The 25,381-nt window shown below is 55.8% G+C and carries 19 protein-coding genes; 8 read left to right on the forward strand and 11 right to left on the reverse strand.

Annotated elements, in window-relative coordinates; all coding sequences use genetic code 11:
- The 4 genes from MT962_RS14000 to aroP form a co-directional block, all read right to left on the reverse strand.
- Positions 1-957 (reverse strand): family 43 glycosylhydrolase, encoded by a 957-nt coding sequence (locus MT962_RS14000; protein WP_029697756.1) that lies wholly within the window; start codon positions 955-957, stop codon positions 1-3.
- The gene (locus MT962_RS14005; RefSeq protein ID WP_247365888.1) at positions 954-2,363 is read right to left on the reverse strand and encodes an MFS transporter; all 1,410 of its coding nucleotides are present in this window, start codon (positions 2,361-2,363) and stop codon (positions 954-956) included. Before MT962_RS14005 ends, MT962_RS14000 begins: the two co-directional genes overlap by 4 nt.
- Positions 2,364-2,534: 171 nt before the next feature.
- The gene (locus tag MT962_RS14010) at positions 2,535-3,488 is read right to left on the reverse strand and encodes a family 43 glycosylhydrolase (protein ID WP_188724030.1); all 954 of its coding nucleotides are present in this window, start codon (positions 3,486-3,488) and stop codon (positions 2,535-2,537) included.
- Between the two features lie 246 nt (positions 3,489-3,734).
- Positions 3,735-5,108 carry an aromatic amino acid transporter AroP gene (gene aroP / locus MT962_RS14015; RefSeq protein ID WP_024558282.1) on the reverse strand — a complete coding sequence of 458 codons (1,374 nt, stop codon included), beginning with the start codon at positions 5,106-5,108 and terminating at the stop codon, positions 3,735-3,737.
- Positions 5,109-5,643: 535 nt separating this feature from the next.
- On the opposite strand from aroP, the gene pdhR reads away from it, so the two are divergent.
- The 5 genes from pdhR to traT all read left to right on the forward strand — a co-directional run bounded on the left by pdhR (position 5,644) and on the right by traT (position 13,962).
- The gene (gene pdhR / locus MT962_RS14020; protein ID WP_024558283.1) at positions 5,644-6,408 is read left to right on the forward strand and encodes a pyruvate dehydrogenase complex transcriptional repressor PdhR; all 765 of its coding nucleotides are present in this window, start codon (positions 5,644-5,646) and stop codon (positions 6,406-6,408) included.
- Positions 6,409-6,649: 241 nt separating this feature from the next.
- Positions 6,650-9,313 (forward strand): pyruvate dehydrogenase (acetyl-transferring), homodimeric type, encoded by a 2,664-nt coding sequence (gene aceE / locus MT962_RS14025; RefSeq protein WP_048887709.1) that lies wholly within the window; start codon positions 6,650-6,652, stop codon positions 9,311-9,313.
- Between the two features lie 14 nt (positions 9,314-9,327).
- Positions 9,328-11,232: a pyruvate dehydrogenase complex dihydrolipoyllysine-residue acetyltransferase gene (aceF, locus tag MT962_RS14030; RefSeq protein WP_024560665.1), complete on the forward strand. Its 1,905-nt coding sequence runs from the start codon at positions 9,328-9,330 to the stop codon at positions 11,230-11,232.
- A gap of 207 nt (positions 11,233-11,439) precedes the next feature.
- Positions 11,440-12,864 carry a dihydrolipoyl dehydrogenase gene (lpdA, locus tag MT962_RS14035; protein ID WP_024555107.1) on the forward strand — a complete coding sequence of 475 codons (1,425 nt, stop codon included), beginning with the start codon at positions 11,440-11,442 and terminating at the stop codon, positions 12,862-12,864.
- A gap of 366 nt (positions 12,865-13,230) precedes the next feature.
- Positions 13,231-13,962, forward strand: coding sequence for a conjugal transfer complement resistance protein TraT (gene traT, locus MT962_RS14040; RefSeq protein ID WP_024558286.1), 732 nt, complete (start codon positions 13,231-13,233; stop codon positions 13,960-13,962).
- Between the two features lie 123 nt (positions 13,963-14,085).
- On the opposite strand, the gene MT962_RS14045 is transcribed toward traT, so the two are convergent.
- The 3 genes from MT962_RS14045 to MT962_RS14055 are packed head-to-tail and all read right to left on the reverse strand — an operon-like array spanning position 14,086 to position 16,758.
- On the reverse strand, positions 14,086-14,880 hold the full coding sequence (locus MT962_RS14045; RefSeq protein ID WP_024560664.1) for a DUF2950 family protein: 795 nt from the start codon (positions 14,878-14,880) through the stop codon (positions 14,086-14,088).
- Positions 14,881-14,890: 10 nt separating this feature from the next.
- Complete coding sequence (locus MT962_RS14050; RefSeq protein WP_247365890.1) at positions 14,891-16,435, reverse strand: DUF3300 domain-containing protein; 1,545 nt, start codon at positions 16,433-16,435, stop codon at positions 14,891-14,893.
- Positions 16,432-16,758, reverse strand: coding sequence for a hypothetical protein (locus tag MT962_RS14055; protein ID WP_247365892.1), 327 nt, complete (start codon positions 16,756-16,758; stop codon positions 16,432-16,434). Before MT962_RS14055 ends, MT962_RS14050 begins: the two co-directional genes overlap by 4 nt.
- Positions 16,759-17,340: 582 nt before the next feature.
- On the opposite strand from MT962_RS14055, the gene acnB reads away from it, so the two are divergent.
- Positions 17,341-19,938, forward strand: coding sequence for a bifunctional aconitate hydratase 2/2-methylisocitrate dehydratase (acnB, locus tag MT962_RS14060; protein WP_125454218.1), 2,598 nt, complete (start codon positions 17,341-17,343; stop codon positions 19,936-19,938).
- A gap of 78 nt (positions 19,939-20,016) precedes the next feature.
- On the opposite strand, the gene MT962_RS14065 is transcribed toward acnB, so the two are convergent.
- Complete coding sequence (locus MT962_RS14065; RefSeq protein WP_348773187.1) at positions 20,017-20,400, reverse strand: hypothetical protein; 384 nt, start codon at positions 20,398-20,400, stop codon at positions 20,017-20,019.
- Positions 20,401-20,593: 193 nt separating this feature from the next.
- Between MT962_RS14065 and yacL the strand changes: the two genes are divergently transcribed.
- A complete protein-coding gene (gene yacL / locus MT962_RS14070; protein WP_024558292.1) occupies positions 20,594-20,956 on the forward strand; it encodes a protein YacL in 363 nt (120 codons plus the stop codon).
- 36 nt (positions 20,957-20,992) lie between these two features.
- Here the strand turns inward: yacL and speD are convergent, their stop codons facing one another.
- The 3 genes from speD to MT962_RS14085 all read right to left on the reverse strand — a co-directional run bounded on the left by speD (position 20,993) and on the right by MT962_RS14085 (position 23,124).
- On the reverse strand, positions 20,993-21,787 hold the full coding sequence (gene speD, locus MT962_RS14075) for an adenosylmethionine decarboxylase (protein ID WP_024558293.1): 795 nt from the start codon (positions 21,785-21,787) through the stop codon (positions 20,993-20,995).
- A gap of 14 nt (positions 21,788-21,801) precedes the next feature.
- Positions 21,802-22,668 (reverse strand): polyamine aminopropyltransferase, encoded by an 867-nt coding sequence (gene speE / locus MT962_RS14080; protein WP_247365895.1) that lies wholly within the window; start codon positions 22,666-22,668, stop codon positions 21,802-21,804.
- Positions 22,669-22,776: 108 nt separating this feature from the next.
- Positions 22,777-23,124 (reverse strand): YacC family pilotin-like protein, encoded by a 348-nt coding sequence (locus tag MT962_RS14085; protein ID WP_024558295.1) that lies wholly within the window; start codon positions 23,122-23,124, stop codon positions 22,777-22,779.
- A gap of 579 nt (positions 23,125-23,703) precedes the next feature.
- Between MT962_RS14085 and cueO the strand changes: the two genes are divergently transcribed.
- Positions 23,704-25,242 (forward strand): multicopper oxidase CueO, encoded by a 1,539-nt coding sequence (gene cueO / locus MT962_RS14090; protein ID WP_247365897.1) that lies wholly within the window; start codon positions 23,704-23,706, stop codon positions 25,240-25,242.
- The last annotated feature ends 139 nt before the right edge of the window (positions 25,243-25,381 follow it).

A 25,381-nucleotide genomic window follows, 5' to 3' on the forward strand; every position in this document is an offset into this window, starting at 1 on the left:
TCAGGGACGATCGGCGGGAGGGATGCCAAATTGCGGCATCCCTTCTTCATTCCAGCCGATGAGCTTCAGCCGGGTATGGCGGTTCGGGTCATAGAGCGGGTCGCCTTCTATTTCCGTGTAGTTGCGGGCGTGATAGACCAGCACATCCTGCCCGTCCTCCGTCGTGGTAAAGCTGTTGTGCCCTGGCCCGTACTGCCGGTTTTCGTAGCTGGTGGTAAAAACCGGCTGCGGCGATTTACGCCAGTTATGCGGGTTGGTTATCTCCGCCGCCAGGTCTATCCACAGCAGCCCCATGCAGTAGTTCTCATCCGTCGCGCTCGCGGAGTAGCTAATAAACAGACGCTCGCCGTGTCTGAGAACCGCAGGCCCCTCGTTGACCATAAAGCCCCGGCACTCCCAGTCGAACTCCGGCTTGCTTAACATCACCGGCTCGCCCTTGAGCGTCCACGGGTTGGCCATCTCACAAAGATAAATGTTCGAGTTGCCAGGGATGTCGGGCGCTTTCTGCGCCCATAAATACCAGCGCTTGCCCTGATGCTCGAAGGTGGTGGCGTCCAGCGCGAAAGTATCAAACTGCGTTTTTATCTGGCCTTTCTCCTCCCAGGTGCCGGTGAGCGGATCGGCGTCGGCGCATTCCAGCGCGAACATGCGGTGCTGGAACATATTGAGATGATCGAGCGCTTTGGTAGGCGCGGCGGCGTAATAGATGTACCACTTGCCCTGAATAAAGTGCAGCTCCGGCGCCCAGATGAGTTCGCTCATCGGGCCGCGCTCCGGCTTGCGCCAGACCACGACCGGCGTTGCGTGGCGCAGCCCTGCAAGCGTGGCGGAGCGGCGAATTTCCAGACGGTCATATTCCGGCACCGAGGCGATGAAGTAATAAACGCCGCTGTGGCGCAGAATAAACGGGTCGGCGCGCTGCTCAATAAAAGGGTTCGGCCAGGCAGAAATGGTCATAATGCTTTCCTTACTGTGTCGGCGGTCTTGATATCCTGATAGTCGTGCAGCTCATGGTAGTTAACGCGACGTTTCTCAAGATCGGCCTGAATCGTTTTCATCAGGTCGCGATCCACTTTCAGCAGGCGAACCACGCCGGCGGTAATGAGGTAACCCACGCCCGGGATCACGGTGAAGAGCAGCATAATGCCGTTGATAGCCGTCGCGCTTTGCTGCTTCGCACCGGCGTCGTAGCCATACCAGGAGAGCAGAAAGCCGACCATCGCGCCCGCTATCGCCAGCCCAACCTTCAGGAAAAAGATATTGCCGGAAAAGCTAATGCCGGTGATGCGCTTGCCGGTTTTCCACTCGCCATAGTCATCCACATCCGCCATCAGCGACCAGTGCAGCGGGGAAGGGATTTGATGCAGCACGTTCAGCAGGAAATACATCGTCACGATGAGCGCGGTGGCATGCGGATTCAGGAAGTAAAAGCCCACCGAGAAAATAGCGAGCGCGACGTTAATCCAGAAGAAGACCTTAAGCTTGCACCAGCGGTCGGTGAGCACTTTCGCCAGCATGCTGCCGATCATCATGCCCACCACGCCGAGGCTGATAAACAGCGTGGCGAAGCTGGTGCTCTGGCCCATCACCCAGGTCACGTAATACATGGTGGCGGCCATGCGGATAAAGCCCGGGCAGACGTTGCAGAGGGTCAGCAGCAGAATGCGCACCCACTGGTCGTTTTTCCAGATATCTTTCATGTCCGCTTTCAGGTCGTCATTGCTCGGCACCGCCGGCTGAATACGCTCGCGCACCGTGGCGAAACTGAACAGAAACATGCACATGCCAATCAGGGCCAGCACGGTCATCGCCATCTGGTAGCCCTTCGCTTTATTATCGCCGCCGAACCAGTCGGCCATCGGTAACAGCGTCAGCGAAAGCAGCAACGTGGCGATGCCTACCATAACAAAACGATAAGACTGGCAGGCGACGCGCTCCTGCGGGTCGTTGGTGATGACGCTGCCGAGCGAGCAATAGGGGATGTTGATCGCCGTGTAGGTCAGCGAAAGCAGGAAGTAGGTGACAAAGGCATAGACAACCTTGCTGCTATAGCTCCACTCCGGGGTAGTAAACATCAGCACGCTGAAGAGGGCATAAGGGACGGCAATCCACAGCAGCCATGGACGAAACCGGCCAAACCGGCTGCGGGTTCGGTCCGCAATCGCGCCCATTATTGGGTCCGTTACCGCGTCTACCACGCGGATAGAGAGCAATAATACGCCCACCAGCGCCGGCGCCAGGCCAAAAATGTCCGTATAAAAATAGTTAACAAACAGCATGATGGCGCCAAAGATGATATTGCATCCGGCATCGCCCATTCCATAGCCGATTTTTTCTTTTACCGACAGCTTGTTGTTATTCATCGACGCGACTCCATTGAATCATTATGGACAGGAGTATTGGTCCGATGAGAGAAAAGTGCGCAGCAGTAACAGGGCGTAGAGATGGATAATCGGGCTATCGAAGCCAAAATGTGAAGCAGATAACAAAGCGCTTCGGCAGTTGAAACAGGGCAGGGCGCGATAAGAGATTCATCAGGGGTGGTCGGGCGGCGGAACGCCAAATTGCGGCATGCCGTTGTCATCCCAGTGGAAGATCTTCGCCCGGGTATGGCGGCACGGGCAATATGCAGGGTCGCCTTCGCCTTCCGTACTCATGCGCGCATGATAAACCAGCACATCCTGGCCATCCGGCGTTTTAGTAAAGCTATTATGGCCAGGACCGTACTGCTGGTTTTCAAGGTGGGTCATAAAGACCGGGTCGGGTGATTTATGCCAGCTTTCGGCGTTAAGCAGATCGTCAGTGATATCCGCCCAGAGCAGGCCTAAGCAGTAGTGCTTGTCTGTGGCGCTGGCGGAATAGCTGATAAAAATGCGGTTGCCATGCGTCACTGCGGCTGGCGCTTCGTTAACCGGATAGCCCTGTTTTTCCCACTCATAATCAGGCTTGCTCAGCAGCACCGCCTTGCCTATCAGCGTCCACGGGTTTGCCATTTCACTCAGGTAGATATTGGAGTTGCTCTCAATATTGGGCGTCTTTTGCGACCATGTGTACCACAGCTTGCCTTTAAGCACGAAAACGGTAGCGTCCAGCGAAAACGTATCCAGCGCCGTTTTAATCTGCCCTTTGTCTGTCCATTTACCGGTAAGCGGGTCCGGGTCGCTGCACTCCAGCACAAACATACGGTGCTGCCGCGTGTTGCCCTTCATTTCATGTGTTGAGGTGGCTGAGAAGTAGAGATACCACTTGTCCTGAATATTATGCAGCTCTGGCGCCCAGATAAGCAGGCTCATCGGGCCGCTATCGGGTTTACGCCAGACCACCACTGGTTTCGCCGTATTAAGCCCCTCAAGCGAGGAGGCGCGGCGCAGCTCAAGCCGGTCATATTCCATGACTGACGAAGCAAAGTAGTACTGGCCGCCATGCAGCAGTACGGAAGGATCCGAGCGATAACGAACAAGCGGGTTCGGCCAGGGAGAATCATTCATGCGGCCTCCTCTTTCTGTATTCAAGTTGTATAAGTGTGCGCTAAATCACTGGCTCTGCGCGGCTCCAGTAGACGATTCTGCGCTGAAAAAGCAGTCGCGGCGAAGAGTTACGCTATCTGTGGCTTTATTCGTGAACGTAAACAGGGGATTGGCGGGAAGCGAATGTTGCGGCGTTTGAAAATAATATTTGTAAAGAAAACGCCCCGGGCAGCAAGCCGACCGGGGCGTTTTGATGCAAAAAATGGATTAATGCGCTTTTACGGTTTTCGCGCTGCGCTGCGTTTTAATCCAGTAACCGATGCCCAGAATGGCAATCCAGACCGGGATCAGCCAGACAGAAATCGCCATCCCCGGCGTTACTGCCATAATCACCAAAATCGCCGCCATAAAGAGCAGGCAGACCCAGTTGCCCAGCGGATAGAAGAGCGCCGGGAAGCGGGTTTTCACGCCCTGACTATCTTTCTTACGGCGGAATTTGATATGGGCAAGGCTAATCATGGCCCAGTTAATCACCAGCGCCGAGACGACCAGCGCCATCAGCAGGCCAAAGGCTTCGCCTGGCATCAGGTAGTTAATCACCACGCACAGCGCGGTGGTAACCGCAGACACCAGGATGGTATTGACCGGCACGCCGCGTCTGTCTACTTTCAGCAGCGATTTCGGCGCGTTGCCCTGCTGCGCCAGGCCGAACAGCATACGGCTGTTGCAGTATACGCAGCTGTTATAGACCGACAGCGCCGCCGTGAGGATAACGATATTCAGCGCATTGGCTACCAGCGAGTCGCCCAGCTCGTGGAAGATAAGCACAAACGGGCTGGTATCCGCGGTTACGCGCGTCCACGGCATCAGCGAAAGCAATACCGCCAGCGAGCCTACATAGAAGATGAGGATGCGATAGATAACCTGATTCGTTGCTTTCGGGATGCTGACTTCCGGGTTATCCGCTTCTGCCGCGGTAATGCCCACCAGTTCAAGGCCGCCGAAAGAGAACATGATGATAGCCATCATCATCACCAGCCCCATGGTGCCGTGCGGCAGGAAACCGCCTTGCTCCCAGAGGTTGCGCACGGTCGCCTGCGGGCCTGCGCCGCCGCTGAACAACAGCCAGCCGCCAAAGAGGATCATGGCGATAACAGCGACCACTTTGATAATCGCAAACCAGAACTCCATCTCACCGTACACTTTTACGTTGGTCAGGTTAATGGCGTTGATAAGCACGAAGAAGGCCGCCGCAGAAACCCATGTTGGGATCTCCGGCCACCAGAACTGAATATACTTGCCGACAGCGGTGAGTTCCGCCATTGCCACCAGAACGTAAAGCACCCAGTAGTTCCAGCCGGAAGCGAAACCGGCGAAACCGCCCCAGTATTTATAGGCAAAATGGCTGAAGGAGCCGGCTACCGGCTCATCAACCACCATTTCGCCAAGCTGGCGCATGATTAAAAATGCGATAAAGCCGGCAATCGCGTAGCCAAGGATAATGCCGGGACCCGCAGACTGGATAACGGATGCGCTGCCCAGAAAGAGCCCCGTTCCGATTGCTCCACCCAGCGCGATAAGCTGGATATGGCGGTTTTTAAGGCCGCGCTTCAGCGTTTCGCCGTGCTGTTGACCTTCCATAAGTGAACCTCGTGTGTGGTTGTTTCTCTTCAGCGTGGCCGCTGTAATTTATTAATTCCGTCGTTTGTAGTTTTTTCTTTACGGAGCAAAAACCGGAATTTTTATATAAATGCTTCCGTAGGGCCAAGAATAGTGATAAGCGCCCGCGAATGCACCTGCTTTCGCGAGGGGCACTGTCGGAGTGAATAAAAAGAAACCATTTGTAAATGGCGCGGTGCGGAGACGCTACGGGTCGATGAGGAAGATTAAGCTAAAAATACGCCTGGTTATTCATATAACTTTGTAGTGAATCGGTTCAGGATGAAAAGTTGTGCGTTTCGATAAAGTTAAAACTACTCCTTGCGAGGTAAATGGTTAATTTGTTCAAAGTTACATTTCTGAAACGTCATTTCTGTAGGGTTGTTAAAATGTGCCTGCTTTCCTGATTTCAATCAAAACCAATATGGACAGAAGGTGAATACTTTGTTACTTTAGCGTCACGAACATGCAATTGGTCATACCAATTGACTCCGGGCGAATGGCAGAGACAGGGAACATGGCCTACAGCAAAATCCGCCAACCTAAACTTTCTGATGTGATTGAGCAGCAACTGGAGTTTCTCATCCTCGAAGGGACGCTGCGTCCCGGCGAAAAACTTCCTCCTGAACGTGAGCTGGCCAAACAGTTCGACGTTTCTCGTCCCTCCCTGCGAGAGGCTATCCAGCGTCTCGAGGCGAAGGGCCTGCTGCTTCGTCGCCAGGGTGGCGGCACGTTTGTCCAGAACAGTCTGTGGCAGAGCTTCAGCGACCCGCTAGTGGAACTGCTCTCCGATCATCCCGAATCCCAGTTTGACCTGCTTGAAACCCGCCACGCGCTGGAGGGCATCGCCGCGTATTACGCTGCGCTGCGCAGCACGGACGAGGATCGGGTGCGCATTCGCGAGTTGCATCACGCCATTGAGCTGGCGCAGCAGTCCGGCGATCTGGATGCGGAATCCGATGCAGTGATGAAGTACCAAATTGCGGTGACAGAAGCCGCGCACAACGTAGTGTTGCTACACTTGTTGCGCTGCATGGAGCCGATGCTCGCTCAGAATGTTCGCCAGAATTTCGAATTACTGTATGCCCGGCGGGAGATGCTTCCGCTGGTCAGCAGCCATCGCACCAGTATTTATGAGGCGATTATGGCGAGGGAGCCGGAGCAGGCGCGCGAAGCGTCTCACCGTCACCTGGCCTTCATTGAGGAAATCTTGCTGGACCGCAGCCGTGAGCAAAGTCGTCGTGAACGCTCACTGCGCCGCCTACAGCAACGTAAGGACTAAGCGCCAGTTTTTTAGAGCGCGGCAACTAAACGCAGAACCTGTCTTATTGTGCTTTTAGTTGTTCAAATAATTTGGGTTATATCGCGGCGGCAAGCGCGCGAATCCCCGGGAGCATAGCGAACTATGTGACCGGGGTGAGGAAGCGCAGCCAACAAAGAGAAACCTAAAATATGAAGAACAAAGAGCGCAATGGGACAGGTTCCAGACAAATCAACGTATTAGAGAGATAAGGAATACCCCCATGTCAGAACGTTTCCAAAATGACGTGGATCCGATCGAAACTCGCGACTGGCTACAGGCGATCGAATCGGTCATCCGTGAAGAAGGTGTTGAGCGCGCTCAGTATCTGATCGACCAGTTACTCTCCGAAGCCCGCAAAGGCGGCGTGAAAGTAGCGGCTGGTACAGGGGCTAGCAACTACGTCAACACTATTGCCGTTGAAGATGAACCGGAATACCCGGGCAATCTGGACCTTGAGCGTCGTATTCGTTCTGCCATCCGCTGGAACGCCATTATGACCGTTCTGCGCGCGTCCAAAAAAGATCTGGAACTCGGCGGCCACATGGCTTCCTTCCAGTCTTCAGCGACCATTTATGAAGTGTGCTTTAACCACTTCTTCCGCGCTCGCAACGACAAAGACGGCGGCGATCTGGTTTACTTCCAGGGTCACATCTCTCCGGGCGTTTACGCGCGCGCCTTCCTTGAAGGTCGTCTGACTGAAGAGCAGATGAATAACTTCCGTCAGGAAGTTCACGGCAACGGCCTCTCTTCTTATCCGCACCCGAAACTGATGCCGGAATTCTGGCAGTTCCCGACCGTTTCCATGGGTCTGGGCCCGATCGGCGCTATCTACCAGGCGAAATTCCTGAAATATCTGGAACATCGCGGCCTGAAAGATACCTCTGAGCAGACCGTTTACGCGTTCCTCGGCGACGGCGAGATGGACGAGCCGGAATCCAAAGGCGCCATCACTATCGCGACCCGTGAGAAGCTGGACAACCTGGTCTTCGTTATCAACTGCAACCTGCAGCGTCTGGATGGTCCGGTAACCGGCAACGGCAAGATCATCAACGAACTGGAAGGCATCTTCAGCGGCGCTGGCTGGAACGTCATCAAAGTGATGTGGGGTTCCCGTTGGGATGAGCTGCTGCGTAAAGACACCAGCGGCAAGCTGATTCAGCTGATGAACGAAACCGTTGACGGCGACTATCAGACCTTCAAATCCAAAAACGGCGCCTACGTTCGCGAGCACTTCTTCGGTAAATACCCGGAGACCGCCGCGCTGGTCGCTGACTGGTCTGACGATGAGATTTGGGCGCTGAACCGCGGCGGCCACGATCCGAAGAAAATCTACGCTGCATTCAAAAAAGCGCAGGAAACCAAAGGCAAAGCGACCGTCATCCTTGCTCACACCGTTAAAGGTTACGGCATGGGCGACACCGCCGAAGGTAAAAACATCGCGCACCAGGTTAAGAAAATGAACATGGACGGCGTGCGTTACGTTCGCGACCGTTTCAGCGTTCCGGTAGCCGATGCTGACCTGGAAAAACTGCCGTACATCACCTTCCCGGAAGGCTCTGAAGAGTACAAATACCTGCATGAACGCCGTCAGGCGCTGCACGGTTATCTGCCGTCCCGTCAGCCGAACTTCACCGAGAAGCTTGAGCTGCCGACGCTGGAAGACTTCCGTTCTCTGCTGGAAGAGCAGAACAAAGAGATCTCCACTACCATCGCTTTCGTTCGCGCCCTGAACGTGATGCTGAAGAACAACTCGATCAAAGATCGTCTGGTTCCGATCATCGCCGACGAAGCGCGTACCTTCGGTATGGAAGGTCTGTTCCGTCAGATTGGTATCTACAGCCCGAACGGCCAGCAGTACACCCCGCAGGACCGTGAGCAGGTGGCGTACTACAAAGAAGACGAGAAAGGCCAGATTCTGCAGGAAGGGATCAACGAGCTGGGCGCAGGTTCTTCCTGGCTGGCGGCGGCGACCTCTTACAGCACCAACAACCTGCCGATGATCCCGTTCTACATCTACTACTCCATGTTCGGGTTCCAGCGTATCGGCGACCTGTGCTGGGCAGCGGGCGACCAGCAGGCGCGCGGCTTCCTGATCGGCGGCACCTCCGGTCGTACCACCCTGAACGGCGAAGGTCTGCAGCACGAAGATGGTCACAGCCACATTCAGTCTCTGACTATCCCGAACTGTATCTCTTACGACCCGGCTTACGCTTACGAAGTCGCTGTGATCATGCACGACGGTCTGGAGCGTATGTACGGTGAGAAACAAGAGAACGTTTACTACTACATCACCACGCTGAACGAAAACTACCACATGCCGGCGATGCCGCAGGGCGCCGAGGAAGGTATCCGTAAAGGTATCTACAAACTCGAAACCGTTGACGGCGCGAAAGGTAAAGTTCAGCTGCTGGGCTCCGGCTCTATCCTGCGTCACGTACGTGAAGCAGCGCAGATCCTGGCGAAAGACTACGGCATCGGTTCCGATGTTTACAGCGTCACCTCCTTCACTGAGCTGGCTCGTGACGGTCAGGATTGCGAGCGCTGGAACATGCTGCACCCGATGGAAACCCCGCGCGTTCCGTACATCGCTCAGGTGATGAACGATGCGCCGGCCGTGGCGTCCACTGACTATATGAAACTGTTCGCCGAGCAGGTTCGTACTTATGTACCGGCTGATGATTACCGCGTACTGGGTACCGACGGTTTCGGTCGCTCTGACAGCCGTGAAAACCTGCGTCACCACTTCGAAGTTGACGCTTCTTACGTGGTTGTAGCAGCGCTGGGCGAACTGGCTAAACGTGGCGAAATCGACAAGAAAGTGGTGGCGGAAGCAATCACCAAATTCAACATCGATGCAGATAAAGTCAACCCGCGTCTGGCATAAGAGGTAAAAGAAGAATGGCTATCGAAATCAATGTACCGGACATCGGGGCGGACGAAGTTGAAGTCACCGAGATCCTGGTCAAAGTGGGCGACAAAGTTGAAGCTGAACAGTCGCTGATCACCGTAGAAGGCGACAAAGCCTCTATGGAAGTGCCGTCTCCGCAGGCGGGCGTTGTTAAGGAGATCAAAGTCTCCGTTGGCGACAAAGTCGAGACCGGCAAACTGATCATGATTTTCGATTCCGCCGAGGGTGCAGCCGCCGCTGCACCTGCGCAGGAAGAGAAAAAAGAAGCGGCTCCGGCGCAGTCTGCTGCCCCGGCTGCTGCGGCTGCAAAAGAGGTTAACGTACCGGATATCGGCGGCGACGAAGTTGAAGTCACCGAAATCCTGGTTAAAGTGGGCGACCAGGTTACCGCTGAGCAGTCTCTTATCACCGTTGAAGGCGACAAAGCCTCTATGGAAGTGCCGGCGCCGTTCGCCGGTACGGTTAAAGAGATCAAAATCAACACGGGCGACAAAGTTTCCACCGGTTCTCTGATTATGGTCTTCGAGGTGGCGGGCGAAGCGCCGGCTGCGCAGGCTAAACCGACCGTTACCGAGCAGGCGGCAACCGCGCCGGCGGCTGCTGCGGGCGCGAAAGAGGTTAACGTACCGGATATCGGCGGCGACGAAGTTGAAGTCACCGAAGTGCTGGTGAAAGTGGGCGACAAAGTCTCCGCTGAACAGTCTCTGATCACCGTCGAAGGCGACAAAGCTTCCATGGAAGTTCCGGCGCCGTTCGCGGGCACTGTGAAAGAGCTGAAAGTGAATGTGGGCGACAAAGTCTCCACCGGCTCGCTGATTATGGTCTTTGAAGTGGAAGGCGCTGCGCCTGCTGCTGCTCCGGCGGCGAAACAGGAAGCGGCGGCGCCCGCTCCGGCTGCACAACCTTCTAAACCGGCTGCTGCTCCGGCGGCAAAAGCGGAAGGCAAGTCTGAGTTCGCTGAGAACGACGCTTACGTACACGCCACCCCGCTGATTCGTCGCCTGGCGCGCGAATTCGGCGTTAACCTGGCGAAAGTGAAGGGCACCGGTCGTAAAGGCCGCATCCTGCGCGAAGACGTTCAGGCTTATGTGAAAGAAGCGGTTAAACGCGCTGAAGCGGCACCTGCCGCCGCTGCCTCTGGCGGTTCTCTGCCGGGCCTGCTGCCGTGGCCGAAAGTGGACTTCAGCAAGTTTGGTGAAGTGGAAGAAGTGGAACTGGGCCGCATCCAGAAAATCTCTGGCGCGAACCTGAGCCGTAACTGGGTGATGATCCCGCACGTTACGCACTTCGACAAAACCGACATCACCGACCTGGAAGCGTTCCGTAAACAGCAGAACGCCGAAGCGGAGAAGCGTAAGCTGGATGTGAAGATAACCCCGGTGGTCTTCATCATGAAAGCTGTCGCCGCAGCGCTTGAGCAGATGCCGCGCTTCAACAGCTCCCTGTCCGAAGATGGCCAGCGTCTGACGCTGAAGAAATACATCAACATCGGCGTGGCGGTGGATACCCCGAACGGCCTGGTGGTTCCGGTGTTCAAAGACGTGAACAAGAAAGGCATTATCGAGCTGTCTCGCGAGCTGATGACCATTTCCAAAAAAGCGCGTGATGGCAAGCTGACCGCTGGCGAAATGCAGGGCGGTTGCTTCACCATCTCCAGCATCGGCGGCCTGGGCACCACCCACTTCGCGCCGATCGTCAACGCGCCGGAAGTGGCTATCCTGGGCGTCTCCAAATCGTCCATGGAACCGGTCTGGAATGGTAAAGAGTTCGCGCCGCGCCTGATGCTGCCGATCTCGCTTTCCTTCGACCACCGCGTGATCGACGGGGCTGATGGTGCGCGCTTTATCACCATCATCAACAACACGCTGTCTGACATTCGCCGTCTGGTGATGTAAGCGAAGAAGCCGGCCTGACGGCCGGCTTTTTTCTGATAATCTCAAGAGTTGCGTAAGATTATCGGCTGCTAAACAGGATTCGTTTGCCGTTTGTTGTTTCAAAATTGTTAACAATTTTGTAAAATGCGAGCGGATAGAACGTCCCGGTGGATGATGGGCGTAATAACAAAAGCGTCAGACCCGCCGGATATAAATTAAGAGGTCATGATGAGTACTGAAATCAAAACTCAGGTCGTGGTACTTGGGGCAGGCCCGGCAGGCTACTCTGCGGCCTTCCGTTGCGCGGATTTAGGTCTGGAAACCGTCATCGTAGAACGTTACAGCACCCTCGGCGGTGTTTGCCTGAACGTGGGTTGTATCCCTTCTAAAGCGCTGCTGCACGTAGCCAAAGTCATCGAAGAAGCGAAAGCGCTGGCGGAGCACGGTATCGTTTTTGGCGAGCCGAAAACCGATATCGACAAAATTCGCACCTGGAAAGAAAAAGTTATCAATCAGCTGACCGGTGGTCTGGCTGGTATGGCCAAAGGCCGTAAAGTGAAAGTGGTTAACGGCCTGGGTAAATTCACCGGCGCCAACACCCTGGAAGTTGAAGGCGAAAACGGCAAAACCGTTATCAACTTCGACAACGCCATCATCGCGGCGGGTTCCCGTCCGATTCAGCTGCCGTTTATTCCGCACGAAGATCCGCGCGTATGGGATTCCACTGATGCGCTGGAGCTGAAAGAAGTGCCGAAGCGCATGCTGGTCATGGGCGGCGGCATTATCGGTCTGGAGATGGGTACCGTTTACCACGCGCTGGGTTCAGAGATCGACGTGGTTGAAATGTTCGACCAGGTTATCCCGGCTGCCGATAAAGATGTTGTGAAAGTCTTCACCAAACGCATCAGCAAGAAATTCAACCTGATGCTGGAAACCAAAGTGACTGCCGTTGAAGCGAAAGAAGACGGTATCTACGTTTCCATGGAAGGCAAAAAAGCGCCGGCTGAAGCGCAGCGTTACGATGCCGTGCTGGTGGCTATCGGCCGCGTGCCGAACGGTAAAAACCTGGATGCGGGCAAAGCGGGCGTGGAAGTGGACGACCGCGGCTTCATCCGCGTTGACAAGCAGATGCGCACCAACGTGCCGCACATCTACGCTATCGGCGATATCGTCGGTCAGCCGATGCTGGCGCACAAAGGCGTTCACGAAGGCCACGTTGCCGCTGAAGTTATCGCGGGCATGAAGCACTACTTCGACCCGAAAGTGATCCCGTCCATCGCTTACACCGAGCCGGAAGTGGCATGGGTCGGTCTGACCGAGAAAGAAGCGAAAGAGAAAGGCATCAGCTACGAGACCGCCACCTTCCCGTGGGCAGCGTCGGGCCGTGCTATCGCTTCCGACTGCGCAGACGGTATGACCAAGCTGATTTTCGACAAAGAGACCCACCGTGTTATCGGCGGCGCGATTGTCGGCACCAACGGCGGCGAGCTGCTGGGTGAAATCGGTCTGGCTATCGAGATGGGCTGTGACGCTGAAGATATCGCACTCACCATCCACGCTCACCCGACTCTGCACGAGTCTGTGGGTCTGGCTGCTGAAGTGTTCGAAGGCAGCATTACTGACCTGCCGAACCCGAAAGCGAAGAAAAAATAAGCTTCTTCGCTTTAGTGATAAACGCCTCTTCGGAGGCGTTTTTTATTCCCGCTTTACTCCTCCCGCTGCGTCATTCTTCCGTAACTACCTAATCTGGTAGGCAATTTTCGCTCAACCTTCATTTCTCGCTGCCGATATAAGGTTAAACAAGCTTACCGAGTGAGCTGTTCATTTATTGCTGTTGCCGTTAGCGGCGCACGGACAGGTATGCGCAGGACAAGGAATGCCGTTGAGTTTTGACCTTCTCTCAAATCGTGCCGCCGTTGTGCGGTCTACACAATCTCACTGCATTTGGCTGGCGCGCCAGGCGTCCGGCTTTCTCTTTTTCGTCTCTCAGACGATTTCATCGACAAAAAAGGAAAAACTATGTCTTTTAAAAAGTTGGCTGCTGTTAGCGTGGTGTTGACCGCCTTTGCTCTCTCTGGTTGCGGCGCGATGACGACCGCTGTGAAAAAGCGTAACCTGGAAGTGAAAACCCAGATGAGCGAAACCGTCTGGCTGGAGCCTTCCTCTGAGAAAACGGTCTATATCCAGGTGAAAAACACCTCTGATAAAGATATGAGCAACCTGCAGACGCTGATTGCAAACGATCTTTCCGCGAAAGGTTACAAGGTGACCAGTTCGCCGGATACCGCTTACTACTGGGTGCAGGCTAACGTGCTGAAGGCCGACAAAATGGATCTGCGCGAATCGCAGAATTACCTGAAGAGCGGTTACGAAGGGGCGGCTATGGGCGCGGCGTTGGGTGCGGGCATCACCGCTTATAACAGCAATTCGTCGGGTGCGGCGCTGGGCGTAGGCCTGGCGGCGGGGCTGATTGGCCTGGCGGCTGACGCGATGGTGGAAGATGTTAACTACACCATGGTCACTGACCTGCAGATTTCAGAGCGCAGCAAAGCGGCGGTAACCACCGACAACATCGCAGCCCTGCGTCAGGGAACCTCCGGCATCAAACTGCAAACCAGCAGCGAGCAGGGTAACCGCGCGAAATACCAGACCCGCGTCGTTTCCACCGCCAACAAAGTTAATCTGAAGTTTGAAGAAGCGAAACCACAGCTCGAAGCGCAGCTGGCGAAATCGGTCGCCAATATTCTGTAACCGTAGCGATAACGGACCGCTGACCAGGGCGGTCCGTTAAGCCGTAAGGCTATCGCCGCGGTGTTACGCTTTTGTCGCCAAAGCTACGGCTGACGTCGCAAACAAACCCGGCGGATAACGCGCCTACGGCGCCACAAGCTGCCACTGCCCATCCGGCTTATAGACCGATACCGCTTGCGCTTTTTCAGCCGTGTCGGGGCCAAGGTCCGCCTGCCAGACGTCGTCGTCGCCGTTAATCATAAAGCTCATTATGCCGCTTTCCCCATAACTGACCGGCCAGGCAATCATCGCAAAGCCGTTACGGTTATCAGGCAGAATACGAAAATGGTAGCCGTGATATCCCACGCCCGGTTCTTTTGGGCTAAAAGCGGGGCCAAGCGGGCTGGGGGATTCCCCGGGTTTGACTGGCCAGTAAAGGCCATCTTTTTTCCCGGAAGTGCTGACGATTTTTTCCGCATAGCGTTGATGCATCGCGTAATAACGTTGTTGCGCATCCACATAGGCGTGCAGCGCCTCGATAGCGGCCAACTCGTTGCGGCCAATGGCGCGAGTCAATATTTCATCCTCCGCCGCCTGCATATCAAATCGCCAGCCTTCTGCCGCTTTTACCAGCGGAATCGGCAGCTGCCAGCCGTTATCGCCAACCACCAGGTGCGCGGTATTGCCTTGCTGAACGATACGATGGCCGGTTTTCCAGTCGCGCAGAAAACGCGCAACGGCCTCGGGATCAACCCCTTCAGGAGGTAAAAATTGTCGCCAGTCCTCGCCGAGAAGTTGATTCAGCGCGGTTTCGTTTTGTTGTTCAATCGCCTGCGTCAGCGCATCGGCAGCCTGTTCCGGGGTAGTGAATGGCTGATTGGCGAAGGCGTGAACGGAGACCATGAACAACGCCAGCGCAGTGAGTCGTTTTAGCTTCATTTTCTGTCCCTTAGCGATGGCGGTTAAAGTCGCGGTTTTCAGCGCGTCGCTCTCTGGCGGGCGCGCGCTCCCGATTTGTCGACGCATATTGACGGCTCAGCATTCCGCGCTGTTGTTGCGCCTGCCAGCTGGCTGAGCGGCTGTCGTTACCGCTTAACGCATTCGCGCGCGCCGTGTTATAGCGAGTCGGTGACGGACGCGCCGCAGAGATGGCTTCACGCTGGGGTTTATTCGCCCGCTGCGTTTTCTGCGGGCGGTTGGCCTGTTGCTGCGCGCGGGGTTTATCGGTGTCGTAGCCCCGGTAGTTATTGCGTTGCGCTATCTGCTTGAGCTGCTGATTCGCCGCCTGCCGCTGCGCATCTTTTGTGGCCGGGCGTGGCGTTGACGTCCGGTTTTTACCGGCGGCTTGCTGGAGCTGCGCCATGGCTGCCTGTCGCTGGCTATCCCGGTTAACCGGTTTCGGCGAAACGGCGTTTACGCTTGCTGCGGCGTTGGCGCGATACTGCGTGGCGACACGGTTGTCAGAGTAGGGAACGCCGTTGCGATAGGCGGGATTATGCTGCCAGCGCAACGCGTTATCGACGCGATGCTCTCCGGTTATCTTGTTGAAATTATTTACATTGATGTTGATGTTGTCGCCATCGTGGTAATAGCCGTCGCCGTGATGATGGTCGTCATGGTCATCGTCGTCCCAGTCGATACTGCTGAACAGCGCATAGGTCGTCGCGACGCCGAGGCTGTAACCCAATCCTTTAACGAAGCTCTCGCCGAATTGCTCGCCAGGCGTCGGCGGCAGGTAAACCGGCGGGTAACTGGCGTTCGGCCACGTGCCGTAGACCGTCGCCGGGTTATAGGTCGGCACATAAACAACCTGCGGATCGGCGGGTTCGATTTTAATAATCGTCGGGCTGCTGGCGGGTTGCGGTGCTGCCCCGTTAGCTTCTTTTGTCGGGGCAGGCGTTGCCGCTTTTGTCGTCGTGGTGACTTTCTGCTGCGCAGTAGAGGTCAGCGCGCCGGTTTGCTGAGCCAGTGCGCGCAGCCTTTGCACCGAGTCCATCACATCGTTGGGCTGCGCCAGGAATGCGTCGCCGAGATTTTGCACCCACTGCGGGTTTTCACCCAGCAATGACATGAGCTGCGGGAAGGCGACCAGCGATTTTACGCTCGCGTCCCAGGGCTGGTTCTTAGCCGCCTCTATCGCCGCATCGCCCTGCAGTCTGGGGTTATCCCGCGACCACTGCACCGCCTGAAGCACATTCGCGGGGTAAGTCGCCGCCATCAAAATTTGCGACAGCAGCGCGTCAGGGTAGAGCGCAACGGGCGCAACCCATTGGTCAATTTGCGCGGCCGTATAAGTGGGCGAGACAGGCGTTACGGGAGCGGGCTGGTTCGGTGCCGACGCGGTGGCGGCAGGCTGAGTTTGCGCTGGTGCGACAGGCGTGGTTTCGTTCACAGCCGCAGGCGTCTGGCTTTTTACGAATAGCGCGCCTGAGGCCGCCAGGAGCCCGGCGCTGCATAGCAGGGCAAACAGATGTGGCTTGAAAGGCAACTTCATAGGAAACTCCGACGAGAGCGATGCCATAGGGCGTTTGGGGTGCCGCGAGTATATCCTTCGTTTTTTTGCGGTTTTAGCTTTAACTGGCGATGAACCGCATCCGTCCAAATAAAACTGTGAGTATTTATTGCGCAATTATAAGCGACAATAAATTTGCCGCTGTGATGTCGCCTGAAAGACCGCCCTTGCGGGCGGTCAGGAGCGTAATTGCCTAAGTTCAGGATGAACCGAATGTGGATGTCTGAAATGTTCCAGCCACCCTGCATCAGCGTCATCGCTGCGCTTAATACAATGAGAAGCGTATAGAGCAAACGCATTTCCATTGCGCGTAATCCCTTGCGGGCTACGTCGATTCCTTCTTCACCGGGAAAGGCAGAACCAGGCAAGTGTGTTGTACTTGCCACGTAGGGTCAGGGAACTGCTTCCGGGCCCGGTGACTGGCTGCTACGCCAGCGAAGCAGGCCAGCGGGCAAGGTAAACCGTTTTTTCCAGGGCTGAAAGCCGTTTTAAAGCGTTGCATTGGCTTACATGTAAATTCCGAAAGCGGTGCGCAAATCGTACAGTTCGACTTGCCCCTTTTTTTAACCGATGGCATGATTCATTTCGTGTTGTACTTGCCACATAACCTGTGTGAAGGTGCCTGCTACCACCCGCACACAACAAGAAGACCGCCGTCAGGCGGTTTTTTTGTGCCTGAAATCTCACTTCTGAAACGCGTTATGCGTTGCTTAACGATTCAGCAAATATTTAATGTTGCTTTTTTGTAAACAGATTAACAGAGACCCCAATTCCTGCTATTCTGCCCGACGCGGAACCGGGCATTTACCCTACAAACTGCTGTCTCACAGGAGCGTGAAGAGAATAGCCTGGCTCCCCATATGACAATGAGAGCGAGGAGAACCGTCGTGCTAGAAGAATACCGTAAGCACGTAGCTGAGCGTGCCGCCGAGGGGATTGTAGCCAAACCCTTAGATGCAACCCAAATGGCCGCGCTCGTCGAGCTGCTGAAAACCCCGCCAGCGGGTGAAGAAGAGTTTCTGTTAGATCTGCTTACCAACCGTGTACCCCCAGGCGTTGACGAAGCCGCCTACGTAAAAGCCGGATTCCTTGCCGCTATCGCCAAAGGCGAAGCCTCCTCTCCGCTGGTCACCCCGGAAAAAGCGATTGAACTGCTGGGCACCATGCAGGGTGGTTATAACATTCACCCGCTGATTGACGCGCTGGATGATGAAAAGCTGGCGCCGATTGCCGCCAAAGCGCTGTCTCATACGCTGCTGATGTTCGATAACTTCTACGACGTGGAAGAGAAAGCGAAAGCGGGCAACGCCCACGCGCAGCAGGTTATGCACTCCTGGGCGAATGCCGAGTGGTTCCTGTCTCGCCCATCGCTGCCTGAGAAAATTACCGTTACCGTCTTTAAAGTGACGGGCGAAACCAACACCGACGACCTTTCTCCGGCGCCGGACGCCTGGTCGCGCCCGGACATCCCGCTGCACGCGCTGGCGATGCTGAAAAACGCCCGTGACGGCATTGAGCCGGATCAGCCAGGCGCAGTCGGCCCTATCAAACAAATTGAAGCGCTGGCGCAAAAAGGCTTCCCGCTGGCGTATGTTGGTGACGTCGTGGGCACCGGTTCATCCCGTAAATCCGCGACCAACTCCGTGCTGTGGTTCATGGGCGAAGATATCCCGTTCGTGCCGAACAAGCGCGGCGGCGGCGTGGTGCTGGGCGGCAAAATCGCGCCAATCTTCTTCAACACCATGGAAGATGCGGGCGCACTGCCGATCGAAGTCGATGTGTCGAACCTCAATATGGGCGACGCTATCGATATCTACCCGTACAAAGGCGAAGTGCGTAATCACTACACTGATGAGCTGCTGGCCTCCTTTGAACTGAAAACCGACGTGCTGATTGACGAAGTGCGTGCGGGCGGCCGTATTCCGCTTATCATCGGCCGTGGGCTGACGACCAAAGCGCGCGAAGCGCTGGGTCTGCCGCACAGCGACGTGTTCCGTCAGGCGAAAGATGTCGCCGAGAGCGACCGCGGCTTCTCGCTGGCGCAGAAAATGGTCGGCCGCGCTTGCGGCGTAGCGGGTATTCGCCCGGGCCAGTACTGCGAACCGAAGATGACCTCCGTAGGTTCCCAGGATACCACCGGCCCGATGACCCGCGACGAGCTGAAAGACCTGGCGTGTCTGGGCTTCTCCGCCGATCTGGTGATGCAGTCCTTCTGCCACACTGCGGCGTATCCGAAGCCGGTTGACGTTACCACGCACCACACGCTGCCGGACTTCATCATGAACCGCGGCGGCGTGTCGCTGCGCCCGGGCGACGGCGTTATCCACTCCTGGCTGAACCGCATGCTGCTGCCGGATACCGTTGGCACCGGCGGCGACTCCCACACCCGTTTCCCGATCGGCATCTCTTTCCCGGCGGGTTCCGGCCTCGTGGCGTTCGCCGCGGCGACTGGCGTGATGCCGCTGGATATGCCGGAATCGGTGCTGGTGCGCTTTAAAGGGAAGATGCAGCCGGGCATTACGCTGCGCGACCTGGTTCACGCTATCCCTTACTATGCCATCCAGCAAGGTCTGCTGACCGTTGAGAAGAAGGGCAAGAAGAACATCTTCTCCGGCCGCATTCTGGAAATCGAAGGTCTGCCGGATCTGAAAGTCGAGCAGGCGTTTGAGCTGACCGATGCTTCCGCCGAGCGTTCTGCGGCAGGTTGCACCATCAAGCTCAACAAAGAGCCGATCATCGAGTACCTGAACTCCAATATCGTGCTGCTGAAATGGATGATTGCCGAAGGCTACGGCGACCGCCGTACGCTGGAGCGCCGTATCCAGGGCATGGAGAAGTGGCTTGCGGATCCGCAGCTGATGGAAGCGGATGCCGATGCGGAATACGCGGCGGTGATCGATATCGATCTGAACGACATCAAAGAGCCGATTCTGTGCGCGCCGAACGATCCGGACGACGCGCGCCTGCTCTCTGACGTTCAGGGCGACAAGATCGACGAAGTGTTTATCGGCTCCTGCATGACCAACATCGGCCACTTCCGTGCTGCCGGTAAACTGCTGGACAGCCATAAAGGCCAGCTGCCGACCCGCCTGTGGGTGGCGCCGCCGACCCGTATGGACGCCGCGCAGCTGACCGAAGAGGGGTACTACAGCGTGTTTGGTAAGAGCGGCGCGCGTATTGAGATCCCGGGCTGCTCGCTGTGCATGGGTAACCAGGCGCGCGTGGCGGACGGCTCGACGGTGGTTTCCACCTCGACCCGTAACTTCCCGAACCGCTTAGGCACCGGTGCGAATGTCTATCTGGCGTCTGCGGAGCTGGCGGCCGTTGCGGCGCTCATCGGCAAGCTGCCGACGCCGGAAGAGTATCAGACCTTTGTCGCGCAGGTGGATAAGACCGCGGTGGATACTTATCGCTACCTGAACTTCGACCAGCTTTCCCAGTACACCGAGAAAGCGGACGGCGTGATTTTCCAGACCGCAGTTTGATGCAACACGTGCCCGGTTCGCCGGGCCGCACGAAAAAAGGGAAGCCTCAGCGCTTCCCTTTTTTTATGCATTATCGCCTCAGGAGTTTGCTTTGCCGTCGTAGCGCGGCAGGCTGACCACGGGATAAGTAAAACTCTCTTCCGTCCGGCAGCGCTCCGGCTTTTGCTGGTCGGCATAAATCAGGAAATAGCTCTCTTTGGCCGGGAAGTAGATTAAGTCATCGCCGTTGCGAAAGGAGATGACCTCATAAGGGGTACCCGTTTTCGTTCTGGCTTTATGAATGCCGGAGGCGATTTGAAAATGATTGCCCCACTTCATGGTGGTGAGGTGATACTTAAAAAAGGAGATCAGCACGTTTTGCCGCGTCAGGCAGTCAAGCCGCACCGCTTCGCCCGCATAAGCGGCGGAAAGGGGCAGCGCGACGGCGCACAGCAGCAGGGCCCGGGCGAGCGTCATTTTCAATTTTTGCATAGGTCTTTATGAATTAAGGCGTTAAGAAAGGTCACAGCATAGCACAGCCAGACCAGAGGGCGGGCGTAAGCGCTTTTTTCGCCAGACGCCGCCCGGTCCGCTTTTTTTTCGCTTTCATGCTGCGATAATAACTACACAGGTACAATGCAGCGGTCACGCATTGCCTTTTGCAGAGGAAAACACCATGGATTACGAATTCTTGCGCGATATTACCGGCTCGGTGAAAGTGCGCATGTCGATGGGGCATGAAGCGGTCGGCCACTGGTTTAACGAAGAGGTAAAGGACAACTTGTCTCTGCTCGACGAAGTGGAGCAGGCGGCGCGTGAAGTAAAAGGCAGCGAGCGTCAGTGGCAGAAAACCGGTCACGAATACACGCTGTGGCTTGATGGCGAAGAGGTGATGGTGCGCGCCAATCAGCTGGAGTTTTCAGGCGACGAGATGGAAGAGGGGATGAGTTATTACGACGAAGAGAGCCTGTCGCTCTGTGGTCTTGAAGATTTCCTGCAGGTAGCGGCGGCTTATCGCGCCTTTCTTAATCAGCGTTAAGCGCGGCGGCGTGGAGCGTCCCTGCTCCACTGGCGTTTACACGGCGGGAATGTTGCGGCCGTAGTAAATTTCGCGCATCTCTTTCCAGAGCAGGTCCGTAATGGTCTTGCGCTCTTCTTCGGTTAAATCTTCCGGTTTGGTGTGGAACATATAGTGCTTAAGGTCGAACTCTTTAAGCAGCATTTTGGTGTGGAAGATATTTTCCTGATAAACGTTCACGTCCACCATGTCATACAGCGACTTCATATCCTCTGACATAAAGTTCTGAATGGAATTGATCTCGTGATCGATAAAGTGCTTCATGCCGTTCACGTCGCGCGTAAAGCCGCGAACGCGGTAGTCGACGGTCACGATATCGGACTCGAGCTGGTGGATGAGGTAATTCAGCGCCTTCAGTGGCGAAATCACGCCGCAGGTCGAAACCTCAATGTCGGCGCGGAAAGTGCAAAGCCCGCCTTCCGGATGGCTTTCCGGATAGGTGTGCACGCAGATGTGGCTTTTATCCAGGTGGGCCACCACGGCTTCCGGCAACGGACCCGGGTGTTCGGACTTATCAATCAGCTTCGGGTCGACCGGCTCTTCGCTCACCAGAATGGTGACGCTGGCGCCCTGCGGTTCATAATCCTGACGCGCGATGTTCAGGATATTGGCTCCGATGATGGAGCAGGTCTCTGTCAGGATCTCAGTCAGACGGTTGGCGTTGTAGAGTTCATCGATATAAGCGATATAACCATCGCGCTCTTCCGCCGTTTTGGCGTAGCAAATATCGTAAATACAAAAACTCAGGCTTTTGGTCAGGTTGTTAAAGCCATGCAGTTTCAGCTTTTTCAATTTTGATCACCTCCTTAGGATGCCTGATCGGACAAGGCATCTTGCAAATATTGCGGCAGAGCGAAAGCTGCCGTATGAATAGCCGGATTGTAATAGCGGCACTGAATTCCCGCGGCGTGAAAGCGCGCTTGCAGGGTTTCAGTGGGCAGGTTGCGCAGCGCGTCGTTGTCCGTCGCCCAGGCGAAGGTCATGATGCCGCCGTAATAGGTCGGGATAGCCGCCTGATAAAAGCTGACATCACTAAAATAGTGGCTGAGCTTGCGGTGGCTGTCGATGGCTTCATCCTGCTGCAGAAAACAGACGCCGTTTTGCGCGACAAAAATTCCGCCAGGGTTCAGGCAGCGTTTGCACCCTTCGTAGAACGCGGAAGTGAACAGGCTCTCGCCGGGACCGATAGGGTCGGTACAGTCAGAGATAATCACATCAAACGTTTGCGTCGTCTGGTTAACAAAATTGACGCCGTCGTCAATCACCAGCTTAAAGCGCGGGTCGTCATAGCTGCCGGCATTATGGTTAGGCAGATACTGACGACAGAATGAAACGACGCCTGCGTCTATCTCCACCATGGTGATGGATTCCACGCTCTTATGGCGGGAGACTTCACGCAGCATAGCGCCGTCGCCGCCGCCGATGATCAGCACATGCTTTGCGAGACCGTGCGCCAGCAGCGGCACGTGGGTCATCATTTCGTGATAGATAAACTCGTCACGTTCGGTGGTTTGCACCACGCCGTCCAGCGCCATTACCCGGCCAAAAGCCGAATTTTCGAAAATGATCAAATCCTGATGATCGGTTTTCTCGTGGTAAAGCACATTATCAACGGCAAAGTATTGACCAAATTTGTCGTGCAGCGTCTCGTGCCACAGCGTATTCCCGGTCATTGGCTGATACCTCCTTCGTTAACACCCTCGGAAAATGGGCGCAACATAATAGCTAACAATAACCGTGGATGCACGGTCATTATTTCGACGAAGGGGCGGGGAAGGGGGTTACTTTACGTAGGCAAGCAGGCTTAGAGAATCGCGCGCCAGCGCCTTACATTTCCGTGCGGTGGGAATGGCGATGCCGCTCAAATCGCGATAGCTGTCTTCGCCAAGCGCCTTCATATTAAAGCTTTCGTAATTGCTTAAATCCCACTGGTTTTGCTGGGCGAAAAAGACCAGCGCGCGGCGAATCTGCCCGTTTGGCAAGTTCTGGTAGCCGCAGTCATTTTTCAGAAACACGAAAACGGCAGTGAGATCGGCCATGTCTTCCGCTTCTGATTCACTTAACGCAAAGCTACTGGCGGAAAAGCCCATCAGACAGCCCAGCAACATCACCCTGACCCACTTGTTCATTACGTCTACCACTCGCCAAAAGATACCAAACGATAGCACATTTCGTTCAGACGCGACGAGGATATTTGATCCCTTTTATGGCGGATAAATGCCCGTATGACGGGGCCTGGCGCGCTTTTCAAAATGAAAACAAGATGATTTAAGGAGAGGTGAAAAAGTAAGCGGCAAACGCCGCGTTTCGAAAGCAAAAAGCGGCCTCGCCAAAAAGCGAAAGCGAACGAAACGGCGCACGGTAAAATTGACTTCGGCTCTCACGCCCAAGCCCTTTTTTAACGCCGTTTTTTAAGCGATTGATTTTAAAGGCGCTATAAAAGCGCCGGAAAAAAGGGTCTGCAACAGCAAATTAAAGGTATTTGGTGTTAATACAGCGAATTAGCTAAAATCCGCTCTTGTTCACTGCCGTACAGGCAGCTTAGAAATGAACGCTACAACGGCAAGATAAGAAAAGAGCGTTCACTGCCGTACAGGCAGTTTAGAAAACGCCGGGCGCTCCTCCTCGCTTTTTCCCGTTGAAACTTGACCTTCCCGTTGGGGAAAGGTTTAAGCTCATGGCATGCCTGTCGTCGATAAGGAAATAAGATGCATCGCCGTGATTTCTTAAAATACAGCGCCGCACTGGGCGCGTTCAGCATGCTGCCTGCCTGGGGGCGCGTGATACCTGCGGCAAAACGCCCAACCTTACCCATTCCCGAACTCTTAACGCCCGACGCGCAAAGCAAAATTCGCCTGACTGCCCAGGCGGGCGCCAGCCAGTTCAACGGCCAGAAGGTGGCGACGTGGGGCTATAACGGCAACCTCCTCGGCCCGGCGGTAAAGCTCACGTCCGGCAAACCGGTGACGGTGGAGATCCGCAATGCGCTTCCCGAGGAAACCACAGTGCACTGGCACGGCGTGGAAATACCGGGCGAAGTGGATGGCGGGCCGCAGGGGGTGATTGCGTCAGGCGCGACCCGAACGGTGAGTTTTACGCCGCAACAGCGTGCCGCGACCTGCTGGTTCCACCCGCATCAGCATGGCAAAACCGGTCATCAGGTGGCGATGGGGCTGGCGGGCCTGGTGTTGATTGAGGATGTCGAAAGCCTGCAACTGATGTTGCCAAAGCAGTGGGGCATCGACGATGTGCCGCTCATTATTCAGGACAAAAAATTCACCGCCAACGGCAACGTCGATTATCAGCTGGATGTAATGAGCGCGGCGGTGGGCTGGTTCGGCGATACGCTGCTCTGCAACGGCGTGGCGTATCCGCAGCATAACGCGCCGAAAGGCTGGCTGCGGTTGCGCCTGTTAAACGGCTGCAATGCCCGCACGCTGAATATTGCCGCCAGCGACAACCGCCCGCTTTATGTGGTGGCGAGCGATGGCGGATTGTTGCCGGAGCCGGTTAAGGTGAGCGAACTGCCCGTGCTGACCGGCGAGCGCTTCGAGGTGCTGGTGGATACCAGCGACAGCAAGCCGTTCGACATCATCACCCTGCCGGTCAACCAGATGGGGATGGCGATAGCGCCGTTCGATAAGCCGCAGCCGGTGGTGCGCATTCAGCCGCTGGTCATTCCCGCCTCCGGCAGCCTGCCGGATACCTTAGTTAAGGTGCCCGCGCTGCCTTCGCTCGACGGGCTACAGGCGCGCTGGCTACAGCTGATGATGGACCCGATGCTCGACATGATGGGTATGCAGGCGCTGCAGGAGAAATATGGCGAGCAGGCGCTGGCGGGCCATCAGCAGCACATGCAGATGATGGGGCAGATGAGTCATGGTCACGGCCACGGCATGGATTTCCACAACGCCAACAAGATTAACGGCAAAGCGTTTGATATGAATGCCCCGGCGTTCAACGTGGCGAAAGGCCAGTATGAGCGCTGGACCCTCTCGGGCGAAGGCGACATGATGCTGCACCCGTTCCATATCCACGGCACGCAGTTTCGCATCCTTACCGAAAACGGCAAGCCGCCTGCGGCGCACCGGGCAGGCTGGAAAGACACGGTCTGGGTGGAGGGCGCGCGCAGCGAAGTGCTGGTGCGTTTCGACCACGTTGCGCCCGCTGAACATGCCTATATGGCTCACTGTCACCTGCTTGAGCATGAAGATACGGGCATGATGTTAGGGTTTACGGTGAGCTGAAGCCTCACCAAAGAAGCATCAGACGCGGCGCGGCGCTAACCCGCCCGACGAAAGGTTCATCGTCTTTCCGGCGGGAAAGCGATGCCGGGCGAATAAGCAACACGCGGTTTATCTCGTCGCCTTATGCCCATAAAAAAGC

The organism is Franconibacter sp. IITDAS19 (genome assembly GCF_023079515.1).
Taxonomy (GTDB): Bacteria; Pseudomonadota; Gammaproteobacteria; order Enterobacterales; family Enterobacteriaceae; genus Franconibacter; species Franconibacter pulveris.